This window comes from Sphingobacterium sp. HMA12 (genome assembly GCF_002933815.1).
GTDB lineage: Bacteria > Bacteroidota > Bacteroidia > Sphingobacteriales > Sphingobacteriaceae > Sphingobacterium.
Window position 1 is genome coordinate 1891628 of the sequence record NZ_BEYR01000001.1, and the last position, 23024, is coordinate 1914651.

Sequence of the window (23024 nt, forward strand, 5' to 3'; positions counted from 1 at the left end):
GGAATCCTGTTTATGTTTAATACTCAAGGTTAAAGATTAATATAATCCCGATACTCTTCCTGAATCATGCCTGCAGATGTATACTTATTAGGAGAAGCTTTGTAGTTCACTTCTGCAAATTCTAACGCATCAGCAATTGAAGAAAAAGTATGTATCACGCCAAAAGGCGCATCAGGATCAACCAATGAAAAAGCATATATGTCCAAGAAATCTTCATTTCCCTCATCAAAAGATTCACAATAGGCTATAGAAAAGCTTTCGTTGCTTTCCTTATCAATACTTAACCATTTGAGTATAGTATAATCATCCTCCTGGACATCACCCAGCCAGTGCTCCACTGATTTTCCTAGTCTCAATCTGGATTGAATTTCATCTTCATTTAAATACCGCATCCTAAATTTTTTGATACATCTGGAATCTGTATCAAAGGAGAAAAATCACCTTTGAAAATATCTAATTCATAAAAATTATCATCGGTATCTGAACACTTACCATTTTTTAAACAATGAATAACTATAAAATATACTTTAAGAAATTAATGGATTCTTAACATATAACCACGGACTTAATCCGTCTAGTGATTTATGTGGATGATTACTATTATAGTTAATTTGCCACTCATAAGCTAATACATTGACTTATGTCATTGAACCAAACAAGTATGCGTCTAGTACGACTTCCCTAAATGTCCGATTCACTCGTTCTATATAAGCATTTTGCACAGGCTTTCCTGACTGGATATACTGTAACTCAATTCCGTTATCGTGACAAAATTCAAAAATACCTTAGACAAAAACTCTGGACCATTATGCATTTGGGCTTGGGCCTAAATTACATAGTTCCTTTAATTTCTGCACCAATATGACACCGGGTATGGAATAGAAAGCCTCATTTATCAATGGCTCTAGATTTTAGTAATCAATGACATTCAGTACTCTGAATCTACGCCCATTAGCTAAAGATTCGCTCATAACCACGAAGTAGCAACGAAGATAAATCGAATGACCAGATTTCATTAACTGCGCCGAGAATCGCTAACTTTTTTTTTTAACTCGAGAAGGAATACGACGTTTGCGTTTTACTCTAAGTTTTAAGTTAATATTCCGATACACGAAGCACCCTTTTTCTGTCCCACAACAGACCTCCATCCGTATTTTCCCAAAGTAGGTTTCAAATCCTCTTGTAGGATATCTAGATGCGATATCCATTAATTTTGTAATAGCGATTTGATTATCCTTTTTGTGGTCACAGTAGCACATACTTCGACTCATACAGCATCCATACCTCCGTATTTTTTGCTTCCGTTGATAGAACGCAGCAGCGAGATCCCATGCTCTCTGCAGATATCCTTTGTGGCCTTTCCTGACTCATATTCTTTGAGAATATTGACGATTTGATGTTCTGAAAACTTGCTCTTTTTCATAATATACAACATTTTTAATTCATCTGAAAAATAGGTAATTCCATGTGGTTATTTTTCAGTTTTATCATTTCATTAATTATAAACCAATTGATATTTTGACTAAAAGTAAAAACACCAAATTTACCTTTTGACTCATTCCTACCCCAACAATTTAAGGACTAAATCAGACTTAATCCAATCCAACATCTGTTAAATAAGATAGGCCTTCAATCGTTGCAATTATAAAAAATTCGCAAAAGAAGCGAAAAATTCAAATAAGGCAGCCTACCCCTAAAGGATAAACTGCCTAATTTTTTTGAACACCAATTAATTAAAATATCCACTAATGGCTGCCACTACGATTTTATCGTATTAAAAGGCAAGGGTAAATTTCCCATTTTTTAATTACAAATTCTCCTAATTACCTAATTATTCCACCCAATGTCGGATCCATACCAACTCTCGGGTTGCTCAAGCCTGTTTTAAATGCACTGATAGCCTCCTGTCCATTGGTAAAACGCCAATCTGTTTCTTTATTGATATTAAACCATACGAAACTTCTTATTTTAGGAAACTGTGTTTCCAGCTGGGCAAACATATCGTTGATCCATGCTCCTTTATCGCCACCTGTCGATGAACAGCCCATTTCAGCGATAAAAATCGGTTTGTTGGGGAACGTCGTCGTTAACTTATTATAAAGTGGACCGAAAACCTGCGCAAAAGACTGCCAAGAAGACCAGCTTTGGGAGGTACCAAAATTGTAACCATCCATACCGATCAAATCCACATAGTCATCCCCCGGATAGTAAGATTCTACCGTTTGCGGATTTTTATTGCCATTGGCATTATTAGGTGCCCAGACCCAACGTGCATTTGTACCACCTGCCGCTCGCACCTTATCGTGCACATAGCGAAAGGCTTTGATATACGTAGCAACGGGCACAACTTGATCATTCTGCATGCTCCAAGGGTACCAGTCACCATTAAATTCATGTGCAAAACGCAAGATCACTGGTTTACCAAATTTGGCCAACGCTTCGCCATAGCGTTTGATGTCATTATCGTATTTTCCTGACATCAGTTCATCGAGGCCCATCATGGGCTCCCATGTGACATGTGGTACATAGCCCGCCGCAGAAGCTTCCTGGCAAAATGTCGAAGGAAATTCGCGACTACCATCCGCAGTCCAGCCATTAAACATCATGGCCATACTCGGTTTCTTGCCAAATCCGTTGTAGAAAGACATCGGCGTTCCTGAATCATCAAAGAATCCCCAGTAAAGCAAGCTAGCATTGGTTTTTTGACTTACTTCGAGCGCAACAACACTCGATTTTCCACCAAAAGATAGGACAAAAGATGCTGTACCTGCTTGCGCCGGTACGCCACTTATTTTATACAGCAATGAGCCATAGCCTTTTTCCAAACGCCCTGGCTGCAAAGTTGCTGTCAATCCCAACACACCCGTTGAAGTGATGGAAGTTCCATTTTCAAAGGCTGCCCCATTACCACCGGCATAGGGAAGATATACTTCTGCCTGGTAAGTAGCACCCGCAACCGCAGTTTTTGATACTTGCATAAATGCTGCATCTAATGACTGCACCTCAGCAGTTCCGTTAATAATTTCCGCATTGTTTTTCGAGCAGCAGCACAGGTAAAAACAAAGTGTTATCAGCAATAAATATGATTTTTTAGCCATCATTATGATATAATTGTTATACGTTAATTTTTACTTTACAAATAGAATGTCATCAAAATAGATCGTTTCGTCCTGCGGAACATTCCAGTTATTCAATCGCCAGCCGAATTTTCGGAAAGTCGTGCCTTTGCTCCACATCGGCTTACCGGAACCTTTACCAATCGGAATTTTATAATATGTCCATTCTTTTGTCACAATGATCCCAACACCTGCAAAGTCGTTTCCATAACCATCAGGCATTCCGTCACCCATTAGGGCCATTTGTATACCTTCATTGCCAGCACCAGAAGTTGTTCCTTTGGCCCAAAAAGTAATATAATTGTACCCCTTATCTTCAAAGCCTACCGTATTGACCAATCCTCCAGGGGAGTAATTATTCGCTGCATATTTGAGGGCCAGCGAAGAAGTTCCCCGCTTAGAAACGCTGGTGGATATCGACTGGGTAGAGCCATAATCATCACCATCTTTATTAGCCCCAATATTTGCCCCATAGGCATCGGTAAACACCTGAAAGGCGAGGTTTAAGTTGACCAGTTCAAAAGTGCTTTTCGTTGTACCAAATGGCGTCATCAGGTCGATCGTTGAGCGCGAGATGCCATCCATCTCAGGCACTTTTACCTGTAGACTATTGGCAGACTGTTCAAGGATAGGGATCGCCGTTTCACTGTTGGAAAACTTCAGCGCCGTGACTTTGTCGAGATTCTGTCCGGAGATTGTAATGACTGCACCTGGCGTCACATTGATCTCCGATGTCGTATTTGCCGATGGAAATAAACCAGCAATATTGATATCTACCAATGTTGTCGCTCGTTTTTGATCCAGGCTAAAACGGCTTGGATTGGCAATTTGCACCGCCACAACCAAGTGTTTGCCAAAGTTGGCCGGGTCCGTAATGACACTGTTGTCCACCTCAAGATAAAAGTTTGCAGATCCATTTTCCGGAACATCCAATTGCTTGGGCAGGCTGTAATTTGTTACAGGCAGCGCTTTGTAATCTGGACCAAGGGTACCCTGTTTCAAAAGTTGATCCAAGGTATCTGTATTAACTTTAATATCCACGCGATAGGCGCCTTTTGCAGTCCCGGACAAGGAAGCGCCTAACATGATTTTTGTTTTGTTCGCTTTTTCATCAACGACATAGTTCATTCCCGTTGGGCTGATTCCATTGGATGATCCCGGAACGGGATAGATCGCATTTGATCCCATGGAAAAATTAACGCTCTGCGGCATATAAATGAGCGAATCGCCATAATCCTTAGCCGAATCATCCTTTTGACAGGCCATAAATGTCAGGGCCATAGCCCAGGCGATGAGCATCCCGTATATGCTATTTTTTTGATTGAGTATTTTCATCTGTTCATCATTAATGACAAGTGACTCCAACCCTGATTTTCCAAGATTTGCTTCACTCCTCTTTTTATTTCTTCATCTTCTTTGAAAGTTCTGGCAACATTTAATCGCCGATTTTCACCCTTCTTTTTCCCAATTAGCGCCTGCTTTTACGTATCGCTAATTGCAAAATCCACCTGCGCAATTGCCTTTACCAGCCTGGGTTCTGAGCCAGTACACCACCGGTGATATGGATTTCAGCCTGCGGAAAAGGATAGAAATTCATTTTCGGCGCTATGAAAACCCGATTTTGAACCTGCCTCGTCCCATATTCCAACGCACCAGAAGCTGTTTTAGTGACCGTAACGCCATAGATCGGTTTGTTCAATACGTTGGCTGCATCGCCCCAACGGATCAGATCCCAATACCGGTGATTTTCAAAGGCCAGCTCCACCTGCCGTTCATGTTTGATTGCTGTGCGCAAATCAGCTTTACCGCTAACCTGCACAGCAGGCATATTGACCCCCGGACGAGCACGCAGTTTGTTTATCGCCTCCCTGGCGCTAATCCCCCAGCCATTGGCCTGATCGGGTCCATAGGCTTCATTCATCGCTTCCGCATAAATCAACAGCAAATCGCCATAGCGAAAAAGCGGCCAGTTGTGTGGATTGGTTGCGTTATTGACCAGATTGACATTGTCGTTTACAAATTTTTTTAGGTAATACCCTGTCCTACTGGCGTTGGTCCGTCTCCTATCGTCCGATCCACCAGCGGTCTGATCGATTGTACGGTTGTTCCAGTTGCTGCCATTGACCACGACCGAATAGCCCATACGCGGATCCCGATTTTCATAAGGGTTACTTGCTGAATAGTTGTCCAGCTTTTCGTAGGCTGACACCAAATTCTCGCTTGGTGTGACTCCACTCAATCCGCCGGGTGTCGCAATCGGATAATTTGCACGTTCCAGATCGTTGCTAGCCGTGTAACGGATCGCCATAATTGTTTCAGCACTGTTTAGCGTATTGTTACCGAGAAAGTAATTTCTGTAGTTATTGTCAAGAGCGTTTCTTCCGCCCGCATCATCCATGCGATCGGCAAACTGCAGTGCCTCCGCAGCAGCCTTTGCAGCACGCTGCCATTTGGCAATATCATTACCGGGATTATGCAGTGGGCTGGCGGCATAAAGCAATACACGCGCTTTCAGCATAAGCGCAGCACCCTGATTAAAGCGGCCATCCAGATTCGTAAATTGCGAAGTTTTCCAGTTTGGCTGCAGGTCTTTTACATGGTTATCGACGGACGTCACGATATATTCGACGACCTCCTGAAACGAAGAAGCTGCAATAGCCGGCTTTTCATTCACATTGAACGTTTTGGTCAATAATGGTACACCACCATAACGCTTGATCAGCTCAAAATAATAGTAAGCCCGAAGCACATGTGCTTCAGCAATAGACCAACCCATGGAAGCGACATCGTTGAGATACTTGGTGCGTGACTCCTGCGTGATGGTATCACGATTTACTGCCAATAGGGATTTGTAATCGCCCCCTTTTTTGTCGAGATATTCCAAAAAATAATTTGCTGCATAAATGCCCGAATAATACATATTGTAGCGATCGTCGGGGTTATTAAACGCACCCCAGTTGCCGTTATTAAACAGGTAAACATCTCCTATAGTATTGGTCTGCTGAGCTTCATCGGTAGCCGCAGCAAAAAGATTTCCGTCCAAGGCCGCAAATTCGTTGCGCTGGGACAGATAAGCATAGGGCGTATTGGCCAGCTGCATCAGGCTGGTGTAGTTGCCATCGATATTATGCTCTGTAGGCTGCGTGTCGAGACGCGTATCCAAAAATGACTTCCCACAGCCTGAGAGACTAAGCGCTGCTATCGCAATCGCTATTTTGGTGGTTATATGATCAGGTAAATACATAGGATAAACAATTAAAAAGTAAACGAAATGCCTAGATTATAAGATTTCAGCGCCGGATAGCCCGCAGGTGTCTCCGGGTCCATTTTGTATTTTCGGTAGAATGAAGACCAGACAAACGGATTGACAGCGGTAAGAAATACCCTGAACTTTTGCAGCTGCATTTTTTTCGACAAAGCTGACGGTAGGGTATATCCCACCTGTAAGGATCTTAATTTGAGAAAGTCAGCATTTTTCATCCAAAAGGTTGAATTGGTATAGTTGTTCGCATTGCTCTGCATCGTTAACCGCGGAAAAGTTGCGCTGTTTCGTGTATCAATGCCTTCCGTTGGATAATAAGCCCAAGCGTTTCCGGCAATGGGATAAATCGTTGTATTTCCCACAAAAGGAACCACCTGATTATAGGTTGCACCCAATAGGTTAATATCCATACCCGCTGCCCCCTGAAATAAAGCAGACAGATCAATTCCCTTATAAGCTAGGCCAATGTTGAGTGCATAATACCATTTGGGATAGGTCGGCTTGCCAATAGCTGTTACGTCGCTCTGATCGACCAGTCCGTCCTGATCCAAATCTTTATATTTCAGATCCCCCGGCTGCACCGGACCAAAGCCCGGTTTGGCAAGTCCATCTTTCAAGCTTCCGTCGGCATTGAAATCCTCAAACTGGTAAAATCCGTCTGCCACCAGCCCTATTGGTGTACCGATAGCACGCCCGGTCATGTTAGAGAAAGCATTTTTATTGGGTATCTCGGCCTGATAAACGATCTTGTTTTTCGCATAGGTCGCCATCACGCCTAGGTTCAGCTGCAGCGCCCCGATCTGCTCCTGATAGCTAAGCCCCAGTTCAACACCTTGATTGTTCACTTTGCCAATATTCTGAAGCGGCAACATATCTGCGCCAGTATAGCCCAGGTAGCCCGCCACGAGGTTGTTTCGTGTGATAATGCCCGATCTCCGATCGCTAAACCAAGTCGCTTGAAAATCGACATTTTTGACCAGACGCAGATCCAGTCCCAATTCGTATTTCATGCTTTGCTCAGCGGTAATATCCGGCGTAGCCAGCCGTCCCAACCCCAGTCCGCCGTTGAACGACAGACTATTGTTGCCAGTTACACTGCCAGGAAGGAAACGATAATACTGTTGATAAAGGTATCTACCCTGCAGTGTCTGGTCGTTACCAGTCTTTCCCGCTGCTAAGCGCAGCTTGGCATAATTGATGACCGGATTGTCCTTGAGGAAATCCTCTTCCGATAACACCCAGCTCAAAGAAGCCGCAGGATACAATTTCCAGCGATGTCCCGGTGCATAAGAATCCGATCCGCTGTATCCCCAGCCGAGTTCAGCGAAATATTTATCTTGATAAGCATAAGATGCCCTTCCAGAAAACTGCTGGTAATGGTAGGCTATCTTTGCAGCATCCTCATTTGCATCGGGGATCATATCGCTTGCATAGTAATTGACGACGGCGTTGATCCGATGTTTTCCAAACTGCCGTTTGTATCCAGCAGAAAGGTTGGACTGCCGCCAGGTCAACTGCCCATAAGGGGTATTGCTTCCGAAAACAATCGGTGTATTCTGATCGGCGGTCGCTTGTTTACCTTCGTAAAAACGGGCATAAGTGGCAGTCTTATTCTGGATCACACGCGACCAGGTGTTAAAAGAAACCGCCTGTTCAAGGTACAAGCCTTCTGTAAGGAAGCTCAGATCTTCCCGTAGGCTAAAGTTCCCTTGTAATGTACGGTCATGCGAGGCATACATGCCCAAGGCATTCAGTTCCGCAACCGGATTGTTTGGATAAAGTGCATTACCCGACCATTGTCCTGTCAGCGCATCGCGCACGGGATAAATATTATTGGGGTAAGTCGTCAGCCGCTTCCAAAAATTCTGTGCATTGTCGTAGGTATTGTTGCTAAAGGGCTGGCTATAACTTTCGATACGCCCGCCCAGATCAATCTTTCCTGTAAAGATTTTAAAGAATTTCAGGTCCACATTGGAGCGTAGGTTGTACCTTTTAAGGCCTGTATTTCGGCTAGCTTCAGCCCCACTTGGAATATTGAAGAGGCCCGTTTGATCCATATAATCCAGGTAGAGGTTATATTTAGCCACCTCCTTCATTCCCCCCTGCATATTGACATAGGTATTGGTATAACGGCCGTTATCCCGCAGCGACTCGTTGAGCCAGTCCACATTGGTCCCGGCTCCATCTTTGTACTGCTGCAGGGCTTCATCGCTGTAGGTCGGAGACCATTGAAAGCGGTTGCCATTGAGCGCATAGGCATCGTTACTGATCGCCTGATTGTATAGATTGGCGTACTGATAAGCGTCGTAAGGCTTTCTGATCTTTACGGCCTGCTGAATGCCAGACACTACCTGGGCATCAATACGGAAGGTATCGGTATTGGCCCGTTTTGTCGTCACCCACAACACGCCATTAGCGCCTTTCATGCCAAATGTAGCTAAGCTGACAGGATCTTTCAAGATTGTCACACTTGCAATCTCACCTGCTGCAAGGTATTGAAAATAGAAAGACATATCCACCTGGAAGCCATCTACGTAACAGACCAGGGCAGCCTGATCGTACGTTGCCCTTCCCCGCATCAGTAGTGTTGCCTGATCATAACCCGGCTGTCCATTGGTTTGCGATACCATCAGCCCGTTCAGACGTCCATATAGGGTATTGGTCAAATTCGACACAGGTATCTTTTCCAGTTCCTGTCCACGTACTGTGCCATAATTTTTCACCTTTTGGCTGTCGGTAGAATCCGGAGCAATCCATTCGCCCGGCTGCTGCGCCTTCAGCGATGTGCTTCCCGACCAAACGGCAAAAAGTAAGGCGGTAGCCTTTTTTATCATTGAATAGGTATTCATAGTTTAAAGTCTTCTAATAGGGTCAGTCTTATCAATTAATAGCCCGGATTCTGGATCAGATAACCTTTGTTCACCTCACCTTGGGGGAAAGGATTTAACAATTGCCTAGGATGCCAAAACCCATTATAACGTACCGCATTTCCAAAATTGGTATTTCCCGAAGGCAAAGCGTCACCACCATTATTAAAAACCAGAAAACGGATCGGTCCACCTATAATGCCCTTATCAATCTGACTATCCTTCCAATGTTTCAGGTCGTTAAATCGGTATTTTTCTTGGATAAACTCGATAGCCCATTCCCGCTGGATAATTTTGCGTAGTTTATCTTTATTGGTCTCTGTGACAGCCGGCAGTCCTGCACGCTGATGGATTACATTAAGGCGGCTGAGTGCTTCGACAGGTTGCCCCATTTCGTTATACGCTTCTGCCGAACTCAAATAATATGCCGCCAGACGGAAAATCGGAAAGTCAAACCATTCGCGACGTCCTGCATTATAGTAAAACTTTGTCGGCTGTCCAGCACCAAAATGGTTGACGTCCTTATAGTGCTCGTTCATGTGCCAGATGGGATCGCCGGGGTTGTTGTCGGCCTGCATTTCCCAACCATTGAAATCGGCGCGCATACGTGGCTCCATCTGCTTAAATTTGGTGAGGTATTCCGAAAACGGTGCCGTTTGCCCTACCCCTGGCCAGCTCTGCTCGGTGCCGTCTGCTTTGTAATAGTTTTCCAGCATACTGCTCGATAGCACCGCTCCATTGGCCTGATAATGGTAGTTGACCACGTTAAAAATATTGTATGGACCTGCACCTCCAGACGATGGTACCTGCTGTTTAAATGCTAAGATCACTTCCCGGTTGCTCGGTGTGGAGGTGGCTGTACCATAGTCAGCCAGTGGATTTCCTGTGTTGATGATATGCAGTCCCCCCGCCCCTTCGGCTTCTTTGATCAGGGCTTCACTGGCCGCGAGCGCAACACTCCAACGTTGTGGATCATTGTTGCCAAAGCAAATCAGCGCATTGTTAGCGCCTAGCTGTAGATAAGGTGTTGCATTGTTGAATAAAGGACGAGCCGCATAGAGCAAAGCTTTTGCTTTAATCGCCAGTGCTGCCGATTTGGTCATCCTTCCCAGCGAATTATCGGCCCAACGTGAAGGCAAAATCGCTGCAGACTGATCACACCAGCTTACAATACTATCCAATACGTTTTTTATCGGAGCACGCTGGATGGCCAGTTCCTCCAGATTGTTTAAGGAAGTCAGCGGAAAACTTTTTGAGATTATCGGCACCCCACCATACATGATAAACATTTGCGTATAGCGGTAAGCGACCAGCGCCTGCATTTCAGCCTGTACGATTTTCTTATCCGCATCGCTCATATCAGGCACGCGGCCAATATTTTCCTTTACCAGGTATGCTTTACGGATTGCCTGAAAGTTGTCGGTGTAACCATCGTTGCCATAGCCGCCATTGGATCCCATGTCCTGGCTATTGGAATTTGGCGTAAAGCCACCGCCAAGAATAGATACCGCCGCCACACTGCCCGGGATCTGCACCCAAAAAGCCTGACTGCCAGCCAGCTGATCATCGGTGCTCGGTGAATAATAACCGTTCCAGTTCAGCCCCTGGCGCAAAGAGGCGAAATAGGCGCCTGCAATCGCATTATAAGCGTTGGAAGACTGGTTAAAAACGGTGTCCACTGTTGGGCTTCCTCCCGGAGGAACCTGCAAAAAATCTTTTTGGCAAGATATACTGCTCCCGAGGACCACCATGGACATGGAAGCGAACAAAGCCTTTTGCCAATAGCGTTGTATTGTATTGATCATATCTGTAAGTTTTAAAATGAAATGTTCACCCCCAGGTTGTATGTCCTCACAAGCGGGAATATATAGCCGTTGCTATTTTGGCTAGTAGACTCGGGATCTATACCTTTCACGAGCTTGGTCCAGGTCACCAGATTATTACCACTGGCATATACCCGCACCGAACTCAGTCCAACACGCTGCAATAGTTTGTTGTCACGGATGGTATAGCCCACAGAAGCATTTTTCAAACGTAGAAAGTCTGTTGAGCGCAGCCAAAATGTACTCCGCACTTTCGAGGCCTGGGATACACCGTCAATAGCATTTAGTGCCGGGTAAAGGATCTCCTGTCCACTTTCATATTTTTCCTGCGTCCATCGACCGTTATTGACTTCTTCGACGATGCGATTTCCACCGTAGTAGGTGTTACTGATATCGTAAGAGCCTTTTGCGGTACCGATAAATAGTGTATTTAAGTCCCAGCCCTTATAGCTCACACCCAAACGAAAGTTGTACGAGATAAGCGGAAACGAAGGATAGCCAATCGGTATCATATCGCTATTATCGATGATACCGTCACCATTGATATCTTTATAACGCAGGTCGCCGACATCCACCAGATTGCTAAAGGTATTGTAAGGACGGTTGGCCAGTTCGGTAGCATTGTTGTAAAAACCATCAGCGACCAATCCTTTTGGCTGACCGATCATATACCCCGTCTGGTTCATCCAAGAATATGGAAAAGCAGCCTCGGCCATATAATCGATTTTATTGCGTGCATAAGAGAAGTTTCCTTTTACGAAGTAGGTAAAATCTTCGGTTAACTTATCGTCCCAGCCCAGTTCAAACTCCCAACCGCTGTTGCTTACGCGACCGACATTGGAAACCGGCGTACCGGCAACGCCCAAATTGGCCGGTATAATGCTCGGCTGTACGAGGATATCGGAACGTTTTTCGTTAAAATAAGTACCCGAGAAAGACAATTTATCGCGAAAAAATTTCAGATCCAGCTGTACATTGCTCTTTTTTGCCCGTTCCCAGGTAACCACTGGATTTCCGACCGACGATTCAATAGCCCCCGGAATGTGTGGGTTGGTCGCCGATCCATCTGTATTTCCAAAATAATAGCCATTGTTCTGATCCCCTAAATTCCATGAATTGGCCAAATAGAGGTAGCGCATCCCACCGATCTGATCGTTACCGACCTCACCATAGGAGGCTCTGATCTTGGCAAAGCTCAAAAAGCTATTGTCTCGCAAGAAAGACTCTTTGGAGATAATCCAGCCGGCAGAAAAGGCCGGAAAAAATCCGAACCGGTTGCCCGGAGCAAACTGTTCGGTCCCATTGTAGGCCATATTCAGCTCGGCTAAATAGCGCTCAGCATAGTTATAGGTCGCACGCCCAACTAAGCTCATTAAACCCGATGGTGTATTAAAGGCCAAGTTGTTGTCAATATATTTTTGGGCATTTGCCAATAGGAGTCCCGATAAGTTATGTTTTCCAAAGTCGCGGTTGTAGTCTACGCCAGCTTCATAATACATTTTCCGGAAACTGGAATTGAAAAGGTAATCGGTCAGGCTGTTGTCGGTACTGACCATGCCACCGATATAGACGATTTCTGTCGGGTTTTGTGGATTGCGGTAAGCCGAATAGGTAGGTACACCTGGCGTCACCGTATATCCTTTCGCATAATTATCGTCATAGGCAACTGTAAAATGCGATTTGAGACCACGCGTCAGATAGTCCATTTTATGCTTCAGCACCGTCTGCGCACTTAGGTTGGTACCTTGTGTGACTCCGTAGCCACGCGTCACGAGATTGAGCGGATTAATGACCTGGCTTGGGAAGCCCCCATTTCCCCCTCTGATCGTCCCGATCGGATTCGTTGCGCTACCATCGGCTCCAAGAAAGTTCAATACGATGCGTCCATCAACGATTCCGGGTGATATAAAAGGTCCATGTTTGAGGTTGAGCAATATCGCCTGATAACGAGACGCCAAATCGGACCCCTGTACGTTGCTAAAATTATCCGACTTAGGGTTGGCAATTTTATTCTTTAGAAACTGTCCGCTGATGTTGACGCTGATCTCCAGGTTTTTGGCCACCTCAATATCAAAATTATTGCGAAATGTATATCTGGAGAATTTCGGGTCCACATCTGCTCCTGCTATTTTTGTATAGTTCAGAATGCTGGTCTGGTCAAAATATCCTATCGAACTAGCGTATTTAAATCGTTCGCTGCCCCCCGAGACATTTAAGTTATACTGATTTTGACGGCCTGTGCCATTGAAGAGTTCTTTGTACCAATCGTGACTGGTGTAATAGAGTGCCGGGCTGTTTTGCAGCTGTTGCTTCTGTTGCTCGTTGAGTGGCATAGCTGCAATTTCTGCCGCCGTATAATCGCGGTTGTTCTTAAATTTCCAAAGCTCGTCTTCCGAAAACAACATATTGTTGTACACTCCATTCCCCGATGCATCCAGTTTGCGGATCGATTCATTTCTGCTGGAAGCAAAGTCATGCGAATTCGTCATACCCATGAGCGATGTAGCACGCGTAAAACCCGTGTTGGCCGAAAAGCTAAAAGCAGGTCTTCCCGAGCGACCCCGCTTAGTGCTAACGATAATCACGCCATTCGCCCCGCGGATGCCGTATACCGCTGTCGCCGAAGCATCCTTTAAGATACTGACGTTCTCGATATCATTTGCATCAATGGCATTCAACATCGTAAAGGGATTTTCGGCAGGCTGCTGCACACCGTCGATGACGACGAGCGGATTGGCCCCATTCAACGTTGATATCCCGCGGATACGCAAGGTTGTCGCATTTTGCCCGGGTTCGCCACTGTTCTGTATCCCTGTAATACCAGGAGCCATACCAACCAGCATATTGCTGACATTGGCTACGGGGGTCTGCACCAGATCTTTCCCCGCTACCACACTGACAGAACCAGTTACGGTAGGCTGCTTCTGTCTACCGTAGCCGACCACCACCACCTGCTCCATCTGGATATTATCTTTATACAATTGGATGTTGATGGCTTTCAGCTCGCCTACGACCCTACGTTGCGGTAAGTAACCGACGAAGGTATAGATAAGCGTATCGGTGGGAAGAGCTTTTATCGAATAATCTCCAGTGGCATTGGTCAATGTCACATTATTCGAGTTTTTAACGCTGACATTAACGCCAGTCAATGGACGCCGCTGCTCATCCACCACATTTCCAGAAATGCGAGTTTGTGCGTGAGCCATGCAGGTGATTGACGCCATAAATATCCCTAAAAAGGCCACCTTTTTAGAAAAATGTACTGTCGAGCGTTCAAGACAGGTCGAATGACTGTCAGTGGACAAACAAATCATATTTATCAGTTCGTTTATAATTTAGAAATTATTTCCCTTACAGTAACCTGAGTGGTTAATTAAAAAATTGGTTACAGCATAGCATCAAAATTAAGAGATTGGCTATGACTAAAGGGTGAATTTTAGCAGAATATAGGGGGAAAAATGTTTCACTTTAGCCTTTTTAAAGCTTCTGACGGTGTTTTTCCTGATAGGCCGAGGGAGTAAGGCCGAATTCTTCGCGAAATACTTTGGTAAAATATTTGGGATCCGTAAAGCCGACCTGGTAAGCAATTTCAGCGATGGACCATTGTCCGGTTTCGAGCATATGCTGAGCCCGTTGCAAACGAATGCTCCGGATAAACTCCACAGGAGTCTTACCTGTCAGGTCAAAAATCCGGCGGTACAAGGTCGCCCTGCCTAAAGCAAACGCTTCTCCAAGTCCTTGTACTGAGAGGTTTGAATTACCCATGTTGGCCTCGACATAGGTCAGCACTTTCGTGATCCATTCATTATCGAGGGAAGCCATATCCAGTTCGCTGGCAGCCACCGAGACCTGTTTTTGGTAGGTTTCCTTAAAACGATCCTGTTGCGTCAGCAGGTTTTTCATTTTAGAGATCAGCACTTCCATGCGAAAAGGCTTGGTAATATAATCGTTGGCTCCCTTTTCGAGGGCCTGTAACTGGCGCTGTTCGGAATTTACGACAGTAAGCAGGATAAAAGGAATAAAAGCTGTCCGCTTGTCTGACTTAATTTTCTGACAGAGCTCGGCGCCATTCATTTCGGGCATGTTGAGATCGCTGACGATCAGATCCGGATGTTCGGCAAGCGCCTTTTGCCAGCCTTCCTTGCCATTACTGGCAACAATAACCTGAAAATAATGCTGAAGAAATTCGCATATATAATTGCGGTAATCCTCGTTATCTTCCACCAGTAATACCGTTTTGTGTAAGGAAAACGCTGTGCCGGCCTCTCCAGTCAGCCCATCGTCTTGCAGTGCTGTAGCATGTTCTTGTATGGCATGCAAAGGCAGCCGCAGTACGAACGTGCTCCCATGGCCGACTTCGCTTTCGGCATGTAGGGTTCCTTTGTGCAGCTTGGCAAACTCTCGGCTGATGGCCAATCCAATGCCACTTCCCTGATTGATCATATTTTTGGGCAGTTCATTCTGAAAAAAGCGTTCAAAGACCTGTTCCAATCTTTCGGGGGCAATACCTATCCCAGTATCACTGACGCGGACTTCAAGCCTATCGCCTGCTGTGGTGTCGACGGACAATATCACCTTGCCACCTTCGGCTGTAAACTTGAAGGCATTTGTCAACAGGTTAAATAGTATCCGTTCCATTTTATCGGGATCCAGCGCTGCCCAAGTTTCTTCACCCGCAGTTTCGAAGGAGAACTGCACCCGTCGCTTTTCAGCGAGATCCAAAAACGACTCGTAAACCTCCTTACAAAACCCCAAAACCCGAAGGTCCTTTTTATGCAGATGTAGCTCACCAAGCTCCAGTTTACGAAAATCCAGCAGCTGGTCGACCAAATTGAGCAGACGCCGAGCATTTCGATGGATCAATCGGAACTGCCGATGCTCATTTTCCGGAAAAGGCTGATCCAGCAATTTTTCTACCGGCGTAAGAATCAAAGACAGGGGAGTTTTAAGCTCATGACTGACATTGGTAAAAAAGTGAATTTTCATCGCATCAAGCTCCTGTCTACGCAACTGTTCCTGTTCCTGTTGTTCCTGCCTAAATTTCAAGCGGGTACGGAGTATGATCCGATATCGCGCCCAGAGTAGCCCCAGTATGATGACCAAGCCATAAAAAGCATATGCCCATGGACTTGCCCAAAAAGGAGGCATAATCTCAATTTCCAGTTTAGCATATACCGGGTTGGCAGCTCCGCTTTCTTCGGCACGCACCACAAGTGTGTATTTGCCGGGTGCTAATCCTGTAAAGCTTATTTTTCGGTTATTGCCATCCACCGTAACCCACTGTTCGTGCAGCCCCTGCATCTGGTAACTGTAATTCACCTTTCCAGCATCGACAAAATTGAGTGCCGCAAATTGGATAGCAAATGCATTCTGATCGTATTTTAAAGCAAGCTTAGTGGTCATTGAAATACTTGCTGACAGAATCAGGTTACCATTGTATCGTTCACCCGGACGTACGCTATTGTTAAACAGCTGTAGGTCCGTAAACAGCAACGGATAGCGATGACCTTTGGATTTATCGTCCGGCGGAACGAACAGGTTAAACCCATTGCTTCCACCAAAGACCAATTCACCCGCCTTGGTGATAAATGCGGCATCGTCATTGAAGACATTTCCCTGCAGTCCGTCTGTCTCGTCGTAATTCCGAAAGGACAGTTGGAGACCATCTTTTAAATAAAGTGGCGAAATCTTGGACAAGCCGTTGGGTGTACTCGCCCAAATATTGTTCTGACGATCTCTGATCAGACGCAAAATGGTCTGATGGGGCAACCCATCGGCTTTGTGGTATTTGAAAAACTTTTTCTTTTCAGGATCATAAATCGATAGCCCATCCCGTGTTGCTATCCAGATCAATCCCTTTGCATCCTCGATGATATCCAAGACGGTAGTATTACACAGACTATTTTCTACGCCCTGTTGGTAATTGAAATGCTGCAGGAACTTTCTATGCTGATCATACAATTCGATACCTGCCGAACCACCTACCCAGAGGTTCCCTTTATGATCCTCCATGATCGCATTGACCGAAAAATTGAATGGATGCTTGTAGCGGTAATCCACAAAAGTATTCGTACGGCGGTCCAAAAGCTGCATTCCCTTATTTAATGTCCCTACCCATAAGCGACTTTCACGATCCTCAAATATTTCCCATACATTATCCTCGGATAAGCTGCTGGAGACTTTACTGTCGTGCCGATAGTAAGTAAATCGCTGCCCGTCGTAGCTATTCAGCCCCCCAAAATAAGTACCTATCCATAGCTTGTTGTCTCGGTCGACATATAAGCTCGCTATAATATTGCTCGAAGGTCCGCTCCCATTCTCTGCCTGCAGATATTTTGTAAACGACTTTGCTGTTCGATCATAGTATAACAAGCCACGTCCATTGGTGCCGATCCACAGATTTCCCCGTTTATCCTCGGCAAAGCAATTGACATCGTCAAAAGGTAAGCTTTTGGGATTGTTGGGATCGTGACGGTATTGTGGAAAAGACGACTTTATTTCGCTATAAGAATTGATACCTGCTTTGAAGGTGCCCATCCAAATCGTCCCCGAAGGATCGTTAAACAGCGACTGAATGGCATTTCCGGGCAACATATCCTTAAAGCCAAAATCATTTGAAATATAACTAATCGTCCCCTTTTGTTTATCGACAAGGTTGATTCCGCCGTGATCAGTAGCAATCCAGACCTTTCCTTGATCGTCCTGGACGATGCCGTTGACAATATCATTATTCAGTTGAAATTGCCCCGGCTTTCGGTCGAGGCTCAACCATGTGTTATCTTTAGACCGCAACCAGTATACCGCATTTGCCTTGCCAGGCACATAGATCCAGGCGTCATCCTGGGCATCCAAAAATAGCTGGTAGGCCTGCTCGGTATTGCTTGCGGGCACATGCAGGCGTCTGAGCAGTTTATTATCCGAATAACGTCGTATCTCGACTGTTCCATCCGCATATAACATCCAGCTACACTGTTTCGAGTCAAATGCCAGAGATGAGATCCCATTGCTATAAAGCGGTTCACGGCGGCTTTGCGCACTTAAGAGCAGGGATTTTTTCTCTTTGTCGCTGTATTTATAAACCCCCTCACCAGGATAGATAAACCAGAAATCCCCAAGTGGATCGGCGACAATGGTTTTAAACCATTCGTGCGGCAATCCGAGCTGGGTCAACCAAGTCTTTGGCCTGGATTCAAATTTTTCGTTGATAGGATTGTATCTATTCCAACCTTTTGGAGTATAGATCCACAGTGAATGGAGCGGTCCTTTAACTATTTTATCAATATAGTTATCATTGATACTGGTCGTATCCTTTTCATCATGTAAAAATACCTTAAAATCATAACCGTCGAAGCGGTTCAGTCCCGAAGCCGTACCAAACCACAGAAATCCACTTTGATCTGTCGCGATAGCGATCACGCGGCTGTTGGATAGTCCGTTTTTGATACCTCTATTGTTAAAGAAATAGCTTTTTTCCTGTGCCGAGAGGGTAATACAAAGCATGGTTATCACCAAAGAAAACAATAGGCGACAGTAATCCATCAAAAAAAGAGATCTTTCTTTCAATTCAGCCAATACTTTTAAATAGGGGAAACGCTAATTACTTATTTTCCATATTAGGATTGTCAAAGATACGTTTATTCTGTTACATCATATAAATTAAAGTTTTTATGCTTTTGCTCAAAGTGTATCATTTTGCTACATAAATAAAAAAATCAGCTGTGAACTGCGGCCTCTGATGAGTGTTGAATATATGGGGCATACTATGATTTGGGTTAAATCTGTCAGTACTTACCTTCAGCATTCATTATATTATATAGGTCGCAGCCAATTATATTTAGGCTATTAGACTAATGATAGGCATAAACGATTACTATTTGTATTCGTAATCTCTCGGAAGAATAGTATCTGTCCCAATGAACTCGACAATTAGTCGGTAAAGACATGCGTTATCGCTTAAACATCCAAATGATTACGTGGTTCATATATTGCCAACACACAATAAATCATTCTGCTTAACTTTTCATTGCTTTTGTATTATAAATTTCGTACCGAATAACACTCAATAAAGATGAGATCTTTTTATAGTCACAAATGACATAGAACAAAATAATATATAATCTTAGTTTCCGAGATTTGTTCCTTACATAGGATAATTTAAAATTCGAAAATGAAAGACACTCTTTCTTATATCAAAGAGTTAGTCAAATTTCGCTTGACAATAACAGTAGTGTTTTCAGCTTCAATCGCTTTTTTGATCGGTTCGAAACTTTAAGACCAATTCAGTTTTCTAAATTGGATTTATCTTACTCTGTGCGGATTTTTCGTTACTGCATCGGCTAGTGCATTGAACAAGATGATAGAGGTAGATATAGACAAATTGATGGTAAGGACCGCAAATCGCCCTTTGCCTGCAGGGCGTATGTCTACTGGAAAGGCTTTGGTAATTAGTATTATGATGGGGCTGTTAGGTATTTCAATCTTATGCAAGTTAAATTTCATCGTGGGGAAATTGTCTTTATTTCAATTATTCTGTATGCTATTGTATATACACAATTGCATACGAAATCTCCAATAGCGGTGTTCATTGGTGCTATACCCGGAGCTTTGCCTCCCCTATTGGGCTATTTTGGATCATTTAATAGCTTATTAGTTGGCCTACAGTCTGAAGAGAGCGCCTGACTCTCATTGCTAATTATTTCTTTTAGGCTTTTTATTATTCAGGTCTCTGCACAATTTCTCCGCTTTTGGGAAATAACCTGGTTTTCGGACGAAGACTATCGCCGAGGCGGAATTCAATTGTTGCCCACAACAAAAAGGATAAATTGTCAGCTTGATTATATTTTTTTCGGCGCTTTTGATGATTCCGGTAGAATTTCTACCTTATTATTATTATTATTATTATTATTATTATTATTATTATTATTATGGATTGGGCACCATGATTTTTGCCGTGATTTCAATAGTTGAAGGGGCCTATTTTCCTACGTCGCTTTTCGTCATTTAATAATTCGGAAAGATCGCCCTGCTAAAAAGTCATGTTTCCATCTTTGATGTACCTCCCGGTTATCTAGCTCGCACTTCTTCTGGATTTCAACCTTAAATTATAATGCTGCAAAGGCGGGACCGAAAAATTGCAGTAAGCGTTTATCATATGAAGTGACTCCAAAAGGTGGTCGTGTATCGACTGTCTCACCCGTATGGACCAGCACTACAGCTTCGGAAGCATGGCTGGACGAAATTGCAAGAAACGCCATCATTCCCGTGGAAGAAGCGCGATAAGGTATAATGGACGCATTGGGCGAGATCCCTTTCTGGAGACCCGCTGAACCTCAAGAAATGGCTGAATTTGCTGGTTTCCTTATTCCACGGAGAGCCACCTATCTAACCGGAACTGAATATATAATCGATGATGAAACAGTAACAACAGTTTAATAAAAAAAAATAGAAAATATGACCTTACCAAAATTAATCAACGAGTTGGTAAAAATGAAGAACAATTTCGATAGCATTGCTTATGCTAAATGTTTTACAGAAACAGCCGTAGTATTTGATGAAGGCAAACCCCACAACGGAGAAGTAGAAATTGAACATTGGATTGCCAAATCCCACAAGGCTTGTGTTTTCACTTTATAAAGTTAATAAAAAAGAATAGATCGAACGCTTGCTCCCCAGGGGGGAGCAAGCGTTCGATCATTTTTAACGTCTTAAAAAAGCTCCGACATGGAAGATTGCAAACAGTGTGACCGAATGTAAATTGGAAGATAATTAAGCCGATCCATAACAATATGAGAAGCGGATGAATAATATGCTATGTTCATTTATGCATCGACAGTATAATTAAAGCTGATTCAATTTTAAAATAGAAGAATAAACTGTCGAATTTGAGCACGATTTGTCGATCAACTAATTATGATGCCCCATGGGTAACTTTATTTTCTTTAGGTCTTCCAATTCATAGATTGGTCTTTCCAATTCGTAAGGAATCGGCTGACGTGAAAAGCTTTGAAAGTACTGCAGACAAGCATCTTTCCACCAAACAGCATCTCTAGTCTGGATCCTAAGTTTAGCCTGAACATCCGAAAAACGTGATCGATCAATATACCTTTCCATACGATCCCAAACTTTTTGAAACTCCCTCACCTTTTGGACACCGTGATCATAACGGAAACATAATTCGCTCCAAAGCGTATTGCCGCTATTCATTCGATAATTCCAAGAAACATGATGAAACCACAATAAAAGATTTTCAGGACAAGTGGATATATTCCCATAAATCTTGTCCAATGATGGATTATATTGTGTTACAGCACGACTTCCATTAACCGTACGGTCAAAGCCCAATCCCACGCTATCCGCATTATGGTAATACCATGGCATCCAGTCTGGACGTCCCCCCGGAATATCTCCCCAAGGTTCTGGGCCGTAATGATGCTCAAAAGCAAAGAGGTGATGCAGGCCTAAAGGCATCATATAATCGACTGCTGCCTCCCGTGATTCAAGCATTAGCTTCTTTATAGGTTCTACAAACTCCTGGACTCCCGTAAAAGTCATTCTTATCCACTCATCCGCTATCTGAACCGACGACAGGTTATTGTTCCAAGCCAAACGACCAAAGGCATACCAGTTAGCTTGGGCAAAATGATGCCCCGTCCAATTGGTATCCAAACCAATATTGGCAACAGCAGCGATTGCAGTTTTACGTCCCAAATGCCCCCTACTGTCGGTCAATTTTGACACCGTTTGCCCTTTTCCATTGGCATAGGTATCGCTATCCAATACTTCCTTAAACAAAGGGGCCAAATAGACCAAATGATTAGAAAAGCCTAGATATTCCTGTGTCAATTGAAATTCGAGCATTTTTGCCGTATTTGGCATCGCGCCCAGTAAAGGGTTAAAAGGTTCCCGCGGCTGAAAATCTATTGGGCCATTTTTCACCTGAAGGATCACGTTTTCCCGAAACTGCCCATCCAGGGGCACAAACTCTTGATAAGCCTGTTTCGCGCGGTCATCTTTAGTCGGATGATAAACAAAAGCCCGCCAAAATACAGTCCCCCCATAGGGACGTAGCGCATCGGCAAGCATGTTGGCACCATCCGCATGCGTGCGACCATAATCTTGCGGACCTGGCTGCCCTTCCGAATTTGCTTTGACCAAAAATCCACCGAAATCTGGAATCAGCCCATAAATCTCCTTTGCTTTGGAATTCCACCACTGCTGAACATCCTGATTTAACGGATCCGAACTAGATACCCCCCCTAAATTTTTGGGTGCCGAGAAATTGATCGACAAATATACTTTGATACCATATTTACGAAAGACATCCGCCAATGCTTTAACTTTCAGCAAATATTCTGCCTTCAATAGTTCTGAAGAAGCATTAACATTATTCAATACGGTGGCATTAATGCCAACCGATGTATTAGCCCGTGCATATTGCTCATATCTGGATGAAAGTTTATACGGCAATTCCTCCCATTTCCAGAGTGAATGCCCTGCATAGCCCCGTTCTATAGTTCCGTCCAAATTATCCCAATGATTCAAAATCCGGATATCATAAGAGGGTATTTCTGTGAGTCCCGCATTCGGTATTTGACCTTCCGTCTCCTGAAGACGCAGTAAATGATAGGCAGCATATAATAGCCCTACCGATCGGCCAGCGACCACATGAACCTGATTTCCATGCTGCCTTATTTGATAACCATCTTTTAATTCCTTTCTCCGATGATCAAGCTTTAAAATGACATCCATACCCTTCCAGTAAAGCTGCAGCTCCTGCTTTGCTAACATTAGGGTTGCATCCGTTGATTCTCCACCTGTAATCCGGACGGTACCCGTAGGTTTTCCCTGTTTTGAAAATCGCAACCACAATTGACTACCGTCCTCTGCCCGTACGACAAAAGGAACAGCAGCTAAAAATGCCAACAACAAGCAATAGAAACGCATGATAGACCTCATT

15 protein-coding genes are annotated in these 23024 nt (G+C 44.2%); 3 read left to right on the forward strand and 12 right to left on the reverse strand.

Features of this window, described 5'->3' with window-relative positions:
- Window positions 1-29: 29 nt before the first annotated feature.
- From HMAT_RS08175 to HMAT_RS08220, 11 genes are all read right to left on the reverse strand, one after another.
- Entirely contained in the window at window positions 30-392 is a 363-nt protein-coding gene (locus HMAT_RS08175) for a hypothetical protein (protein WP_104382251.1), read from the reverse strand.
- Window positions 380-517: a hypothetical protein gene (locus HMAT_RS27720; RefSeq protein WP_371412043.1), complete on the reverse strand. Its 138-nt coding sequence runs from the start codon at window positions 515-517 to the stop codon at window positions 380-382. The genes HMAT_RS08175 and HMAT_RS27720 overlap by 13 nt, the downstream gene beginning before the upstream one ends.
- Before the next feature lie 121 nt (window positions 518-638).
- On the reverse strand, window positions 639-782 hold the full coding sequence (locus tag HMAT_RS27725) for an integrase core domain-containing protein (protein WP_104382252.1): 144 nt from the start codon (window positions 780-782) through the stop codon (window positions 639-641).
- Window positions 783-1267: 485 nt separating this feature from the next.
- Complete coding sequence (locus HMAT_RS08185) at window positions 1268-1423, reverse strand: transposase (RefSeq protein WP_158655673.1); 156 nt, start codon at window positions 1421-1423, stop codon at window positions 1268-1270.
- A gap of 400 nt (window positions 1424-1823) precedes the next feature.
- Window positions 1824-3101, reverse strand: a complete 1278-nt coding sequence (locus HMAT_RS08190; protein ID WP_104382254.1) for a glycoside hydrolase family 26 protein — start codon at window positions 3099-3101, stop codon at window positions 1824-1826.
- Window positions 3102-3128: 27 nt separating this feature from the next.
- Complete coding sequence (locus HMAT_RS08195; protein ID WP_104382255.1) at window positions 3129-4451, reverse strand: DUF1735 domain-containing protein; 1323 nt, start codon at window positions 4449-4451, stop codon at window positions 3129-3131.
- A gap of 187 nt (window positions 4452-4638) precedes the next feature.
- On the reverse strand, window positions 4639-6360 hold the full coding sequence (locus HMAT_RS08200) for a RagB/SusD family nutrient uptake outer membrane protein (RefSeq protein WP_104382256.1): 1722 nt from the start codon (window positions 6358-6360) through the stop codon (window positions 4639-4641).
- Window positions 6361-6371: 11 nt separating this feature from the next.
- Window positions 6372-9227: a SusC/RagA family TonB-linked outer membrane protein gene (locus HMAT_RS08205; RefSeq protein ID WP_104382257.1), complete on the reverse strand. Its 2856-nt coding sequence runs from the start codon at window positions 9225-9227 to the stop codon at window positions 6372-6374.
- Between the two features lie 35 nt (window positions 9228-9262).
- Complete coding sequence (locus tag HMAT_RS08210) at window positions 9263-11050, reverse strand: RagB/SusD family nutrient uptake outer membrane protein (RefSeq protein ID WP_104382258.1); 1788 nt, start codon at window positions 11048-11050, stop codon at window positions 9263-9265.
- A gap of 11 nt (window positions 11051-11061) precedes the next feature.
- Window positions 11062-14373, reverse strand: coding sequence for a TonB-dependent receptor (locus HMAT_RS08215; protein ID WP_158655674.1), 3312 nt, complete (start codon window positions 14371-14373; stop codon window positions 11062-11064).
- Between the two features lie 172 nt (window positions 14374-14545).
- The gene (locus tag HMAT_RS08220) at window positions 14546-18568 is read right to left on the reverse strand and encodes a hybrid sensor histidine kinase/response regulator transcription factor (RefSeq protein ID WP_158655675.1); all 4023 of its coding nucleotides are present in this window, start codon (window positions 18566-18568) and stop codon (window positions 14546-14548) included.
- Between the two features lie 808 nt (window positions 18569-19376).
- Here HMAT_RS08220 and HMAT_RS27730 point away from each other — a divergent pair.
- The 3 genes from HMAT_RS27730 to HMAT_RS08230 all read left to right on the forward strand — a co-directional run bounded on the left by HMAT_RS27730 (window position 19377) and on the right by HMAT_RS08230 (window position 20701).
- Window positions 19377-19643, forward strand: coding sequence for a UbiA family prenyltransferase (locus tag HMAT_RS27730; protein WP_371412044.1), 267 nt, complete (start codon window positions 19377-19379; stop codon window positions 19641-19643).
- Window positions 19550-19747: a hypothetical protein gene (locus tag HMAT_RS27030; RefSeq protein WP_158655676.1), complete on the forward strand. Its 198-nt coding sequence runs from the start codon at window positions 19550-19552 to the stop codon at window positions 19745-19747. The genes HMAT_RS27730 and HMAT_RS27030 overlap by 94 nt, the downstream gene beginning before the upstream one ends.
- A 771-nt stretch (window positions 19748-20518) precedes the next feature.
- Window positions 20519-20701 carry a hypothetical protein gene (locus HMAT_RS08230; RefSeq protein ID WP_104382262.1) on the forward strand — a complete coding sequence of 61 codons (183 nt, stop codon included), beginning with the start codon at window positions 20519-20521 and terminating at the stop codon, window positions 20699-20701.
- Window positions 20702-20971: 270 nt separating this feature from the next.
- Here the strand turns inward: HMAT_RS08230 and HMAT_RS08235 are convergent, their stop codons facing one another.
- The gene (locus HMAT_RS08235) at window positions 20972-23023 is read right to left on the reverse strand and encodes an alpha-glucuronidase (protein WP_199768569.1); all 2052 of its coding nucleotides are present in this window, start codon (window positions 23021-23023) and stop codon (window positions 20972-20974) included.
- Window position 23024 lies beyond the last annotated feature (1 nt).

Coding starts and splice junctions, on each gene's coding strand:
- HMAT_RS08185 (WP_158655673.1), bottom strand. CDS start 1,423: ATGAAAAAGAGCAAGTTTTCAGAACATCAAATCGTCAATATTCTCAAA.
- HMAT_RS08175 (WP_104382251.1), bottom strand. CDS start 392: ATGCGGTATTTAAATGAAGATGAAATTCAATCCAGATTGAGACTAGGA.
- HMAT_RS08210 (WP_104382258.1), bottom strand. CDS start 11,050: ATGATCAATACAATACAACGCTATTGGCAAAAGGCTTTGTTCGCTTCC.
- HMAT_RS08220 (WP_158655675.1), bottom strand. CDS start 18,568: ATGCTTTGTATTACCCTCTCGGCACAGGAAAAAAGCTATTTCTTTAAC.
- HMAT_RS08200 (WP_104382256.1), bottom strand. CDS start 6,360: ATGTATTTACCTGATCATATAACCACCAAAATAGCGATTGCGATAGCA.
- HMAT_RS08195 (WP_104382255.1), bottom strand. CDS start 4,451: ATGAAAATACTCAATCAAAAAAATAGCATATACGGGATGCTCATCGCC.
- HMAT_RS08235 (WP_199768569.1), bottom strand. CDS start 23,023: ATGAGGTCTATCATGCGTTTCTATTGCTTGTTGTTGGCATTTTTAGCT.
- HMAT_RS08205 (WP_104382257.1), bottom strand. CDS start 9,227: ATGAATACCTATTCAATGATAAAAAAGGCTACCGCCTTACTTTTTGCC.
- HMAT_RS27030 (WP_158655676.1), top strand. CDS start 19,550: ATGCAAGTTAAATTTCATCGTGGGGAAATTGTCTTTATTTCAATTATT.
- HMAT_RS08190 (WP_104382254.1), bottom strand. CDS start 3,101: ATGATGGCTAAAAAATCATATTTATTGCTGATAACACTTTGTTTTTAC.
- HMAT_RS08230 (WP_104382262.1), top strand. CDS start 20,519: ATGACCTTACCAAAATTAATCAACGAGTTGGTAAAAATGAAGAACAAT.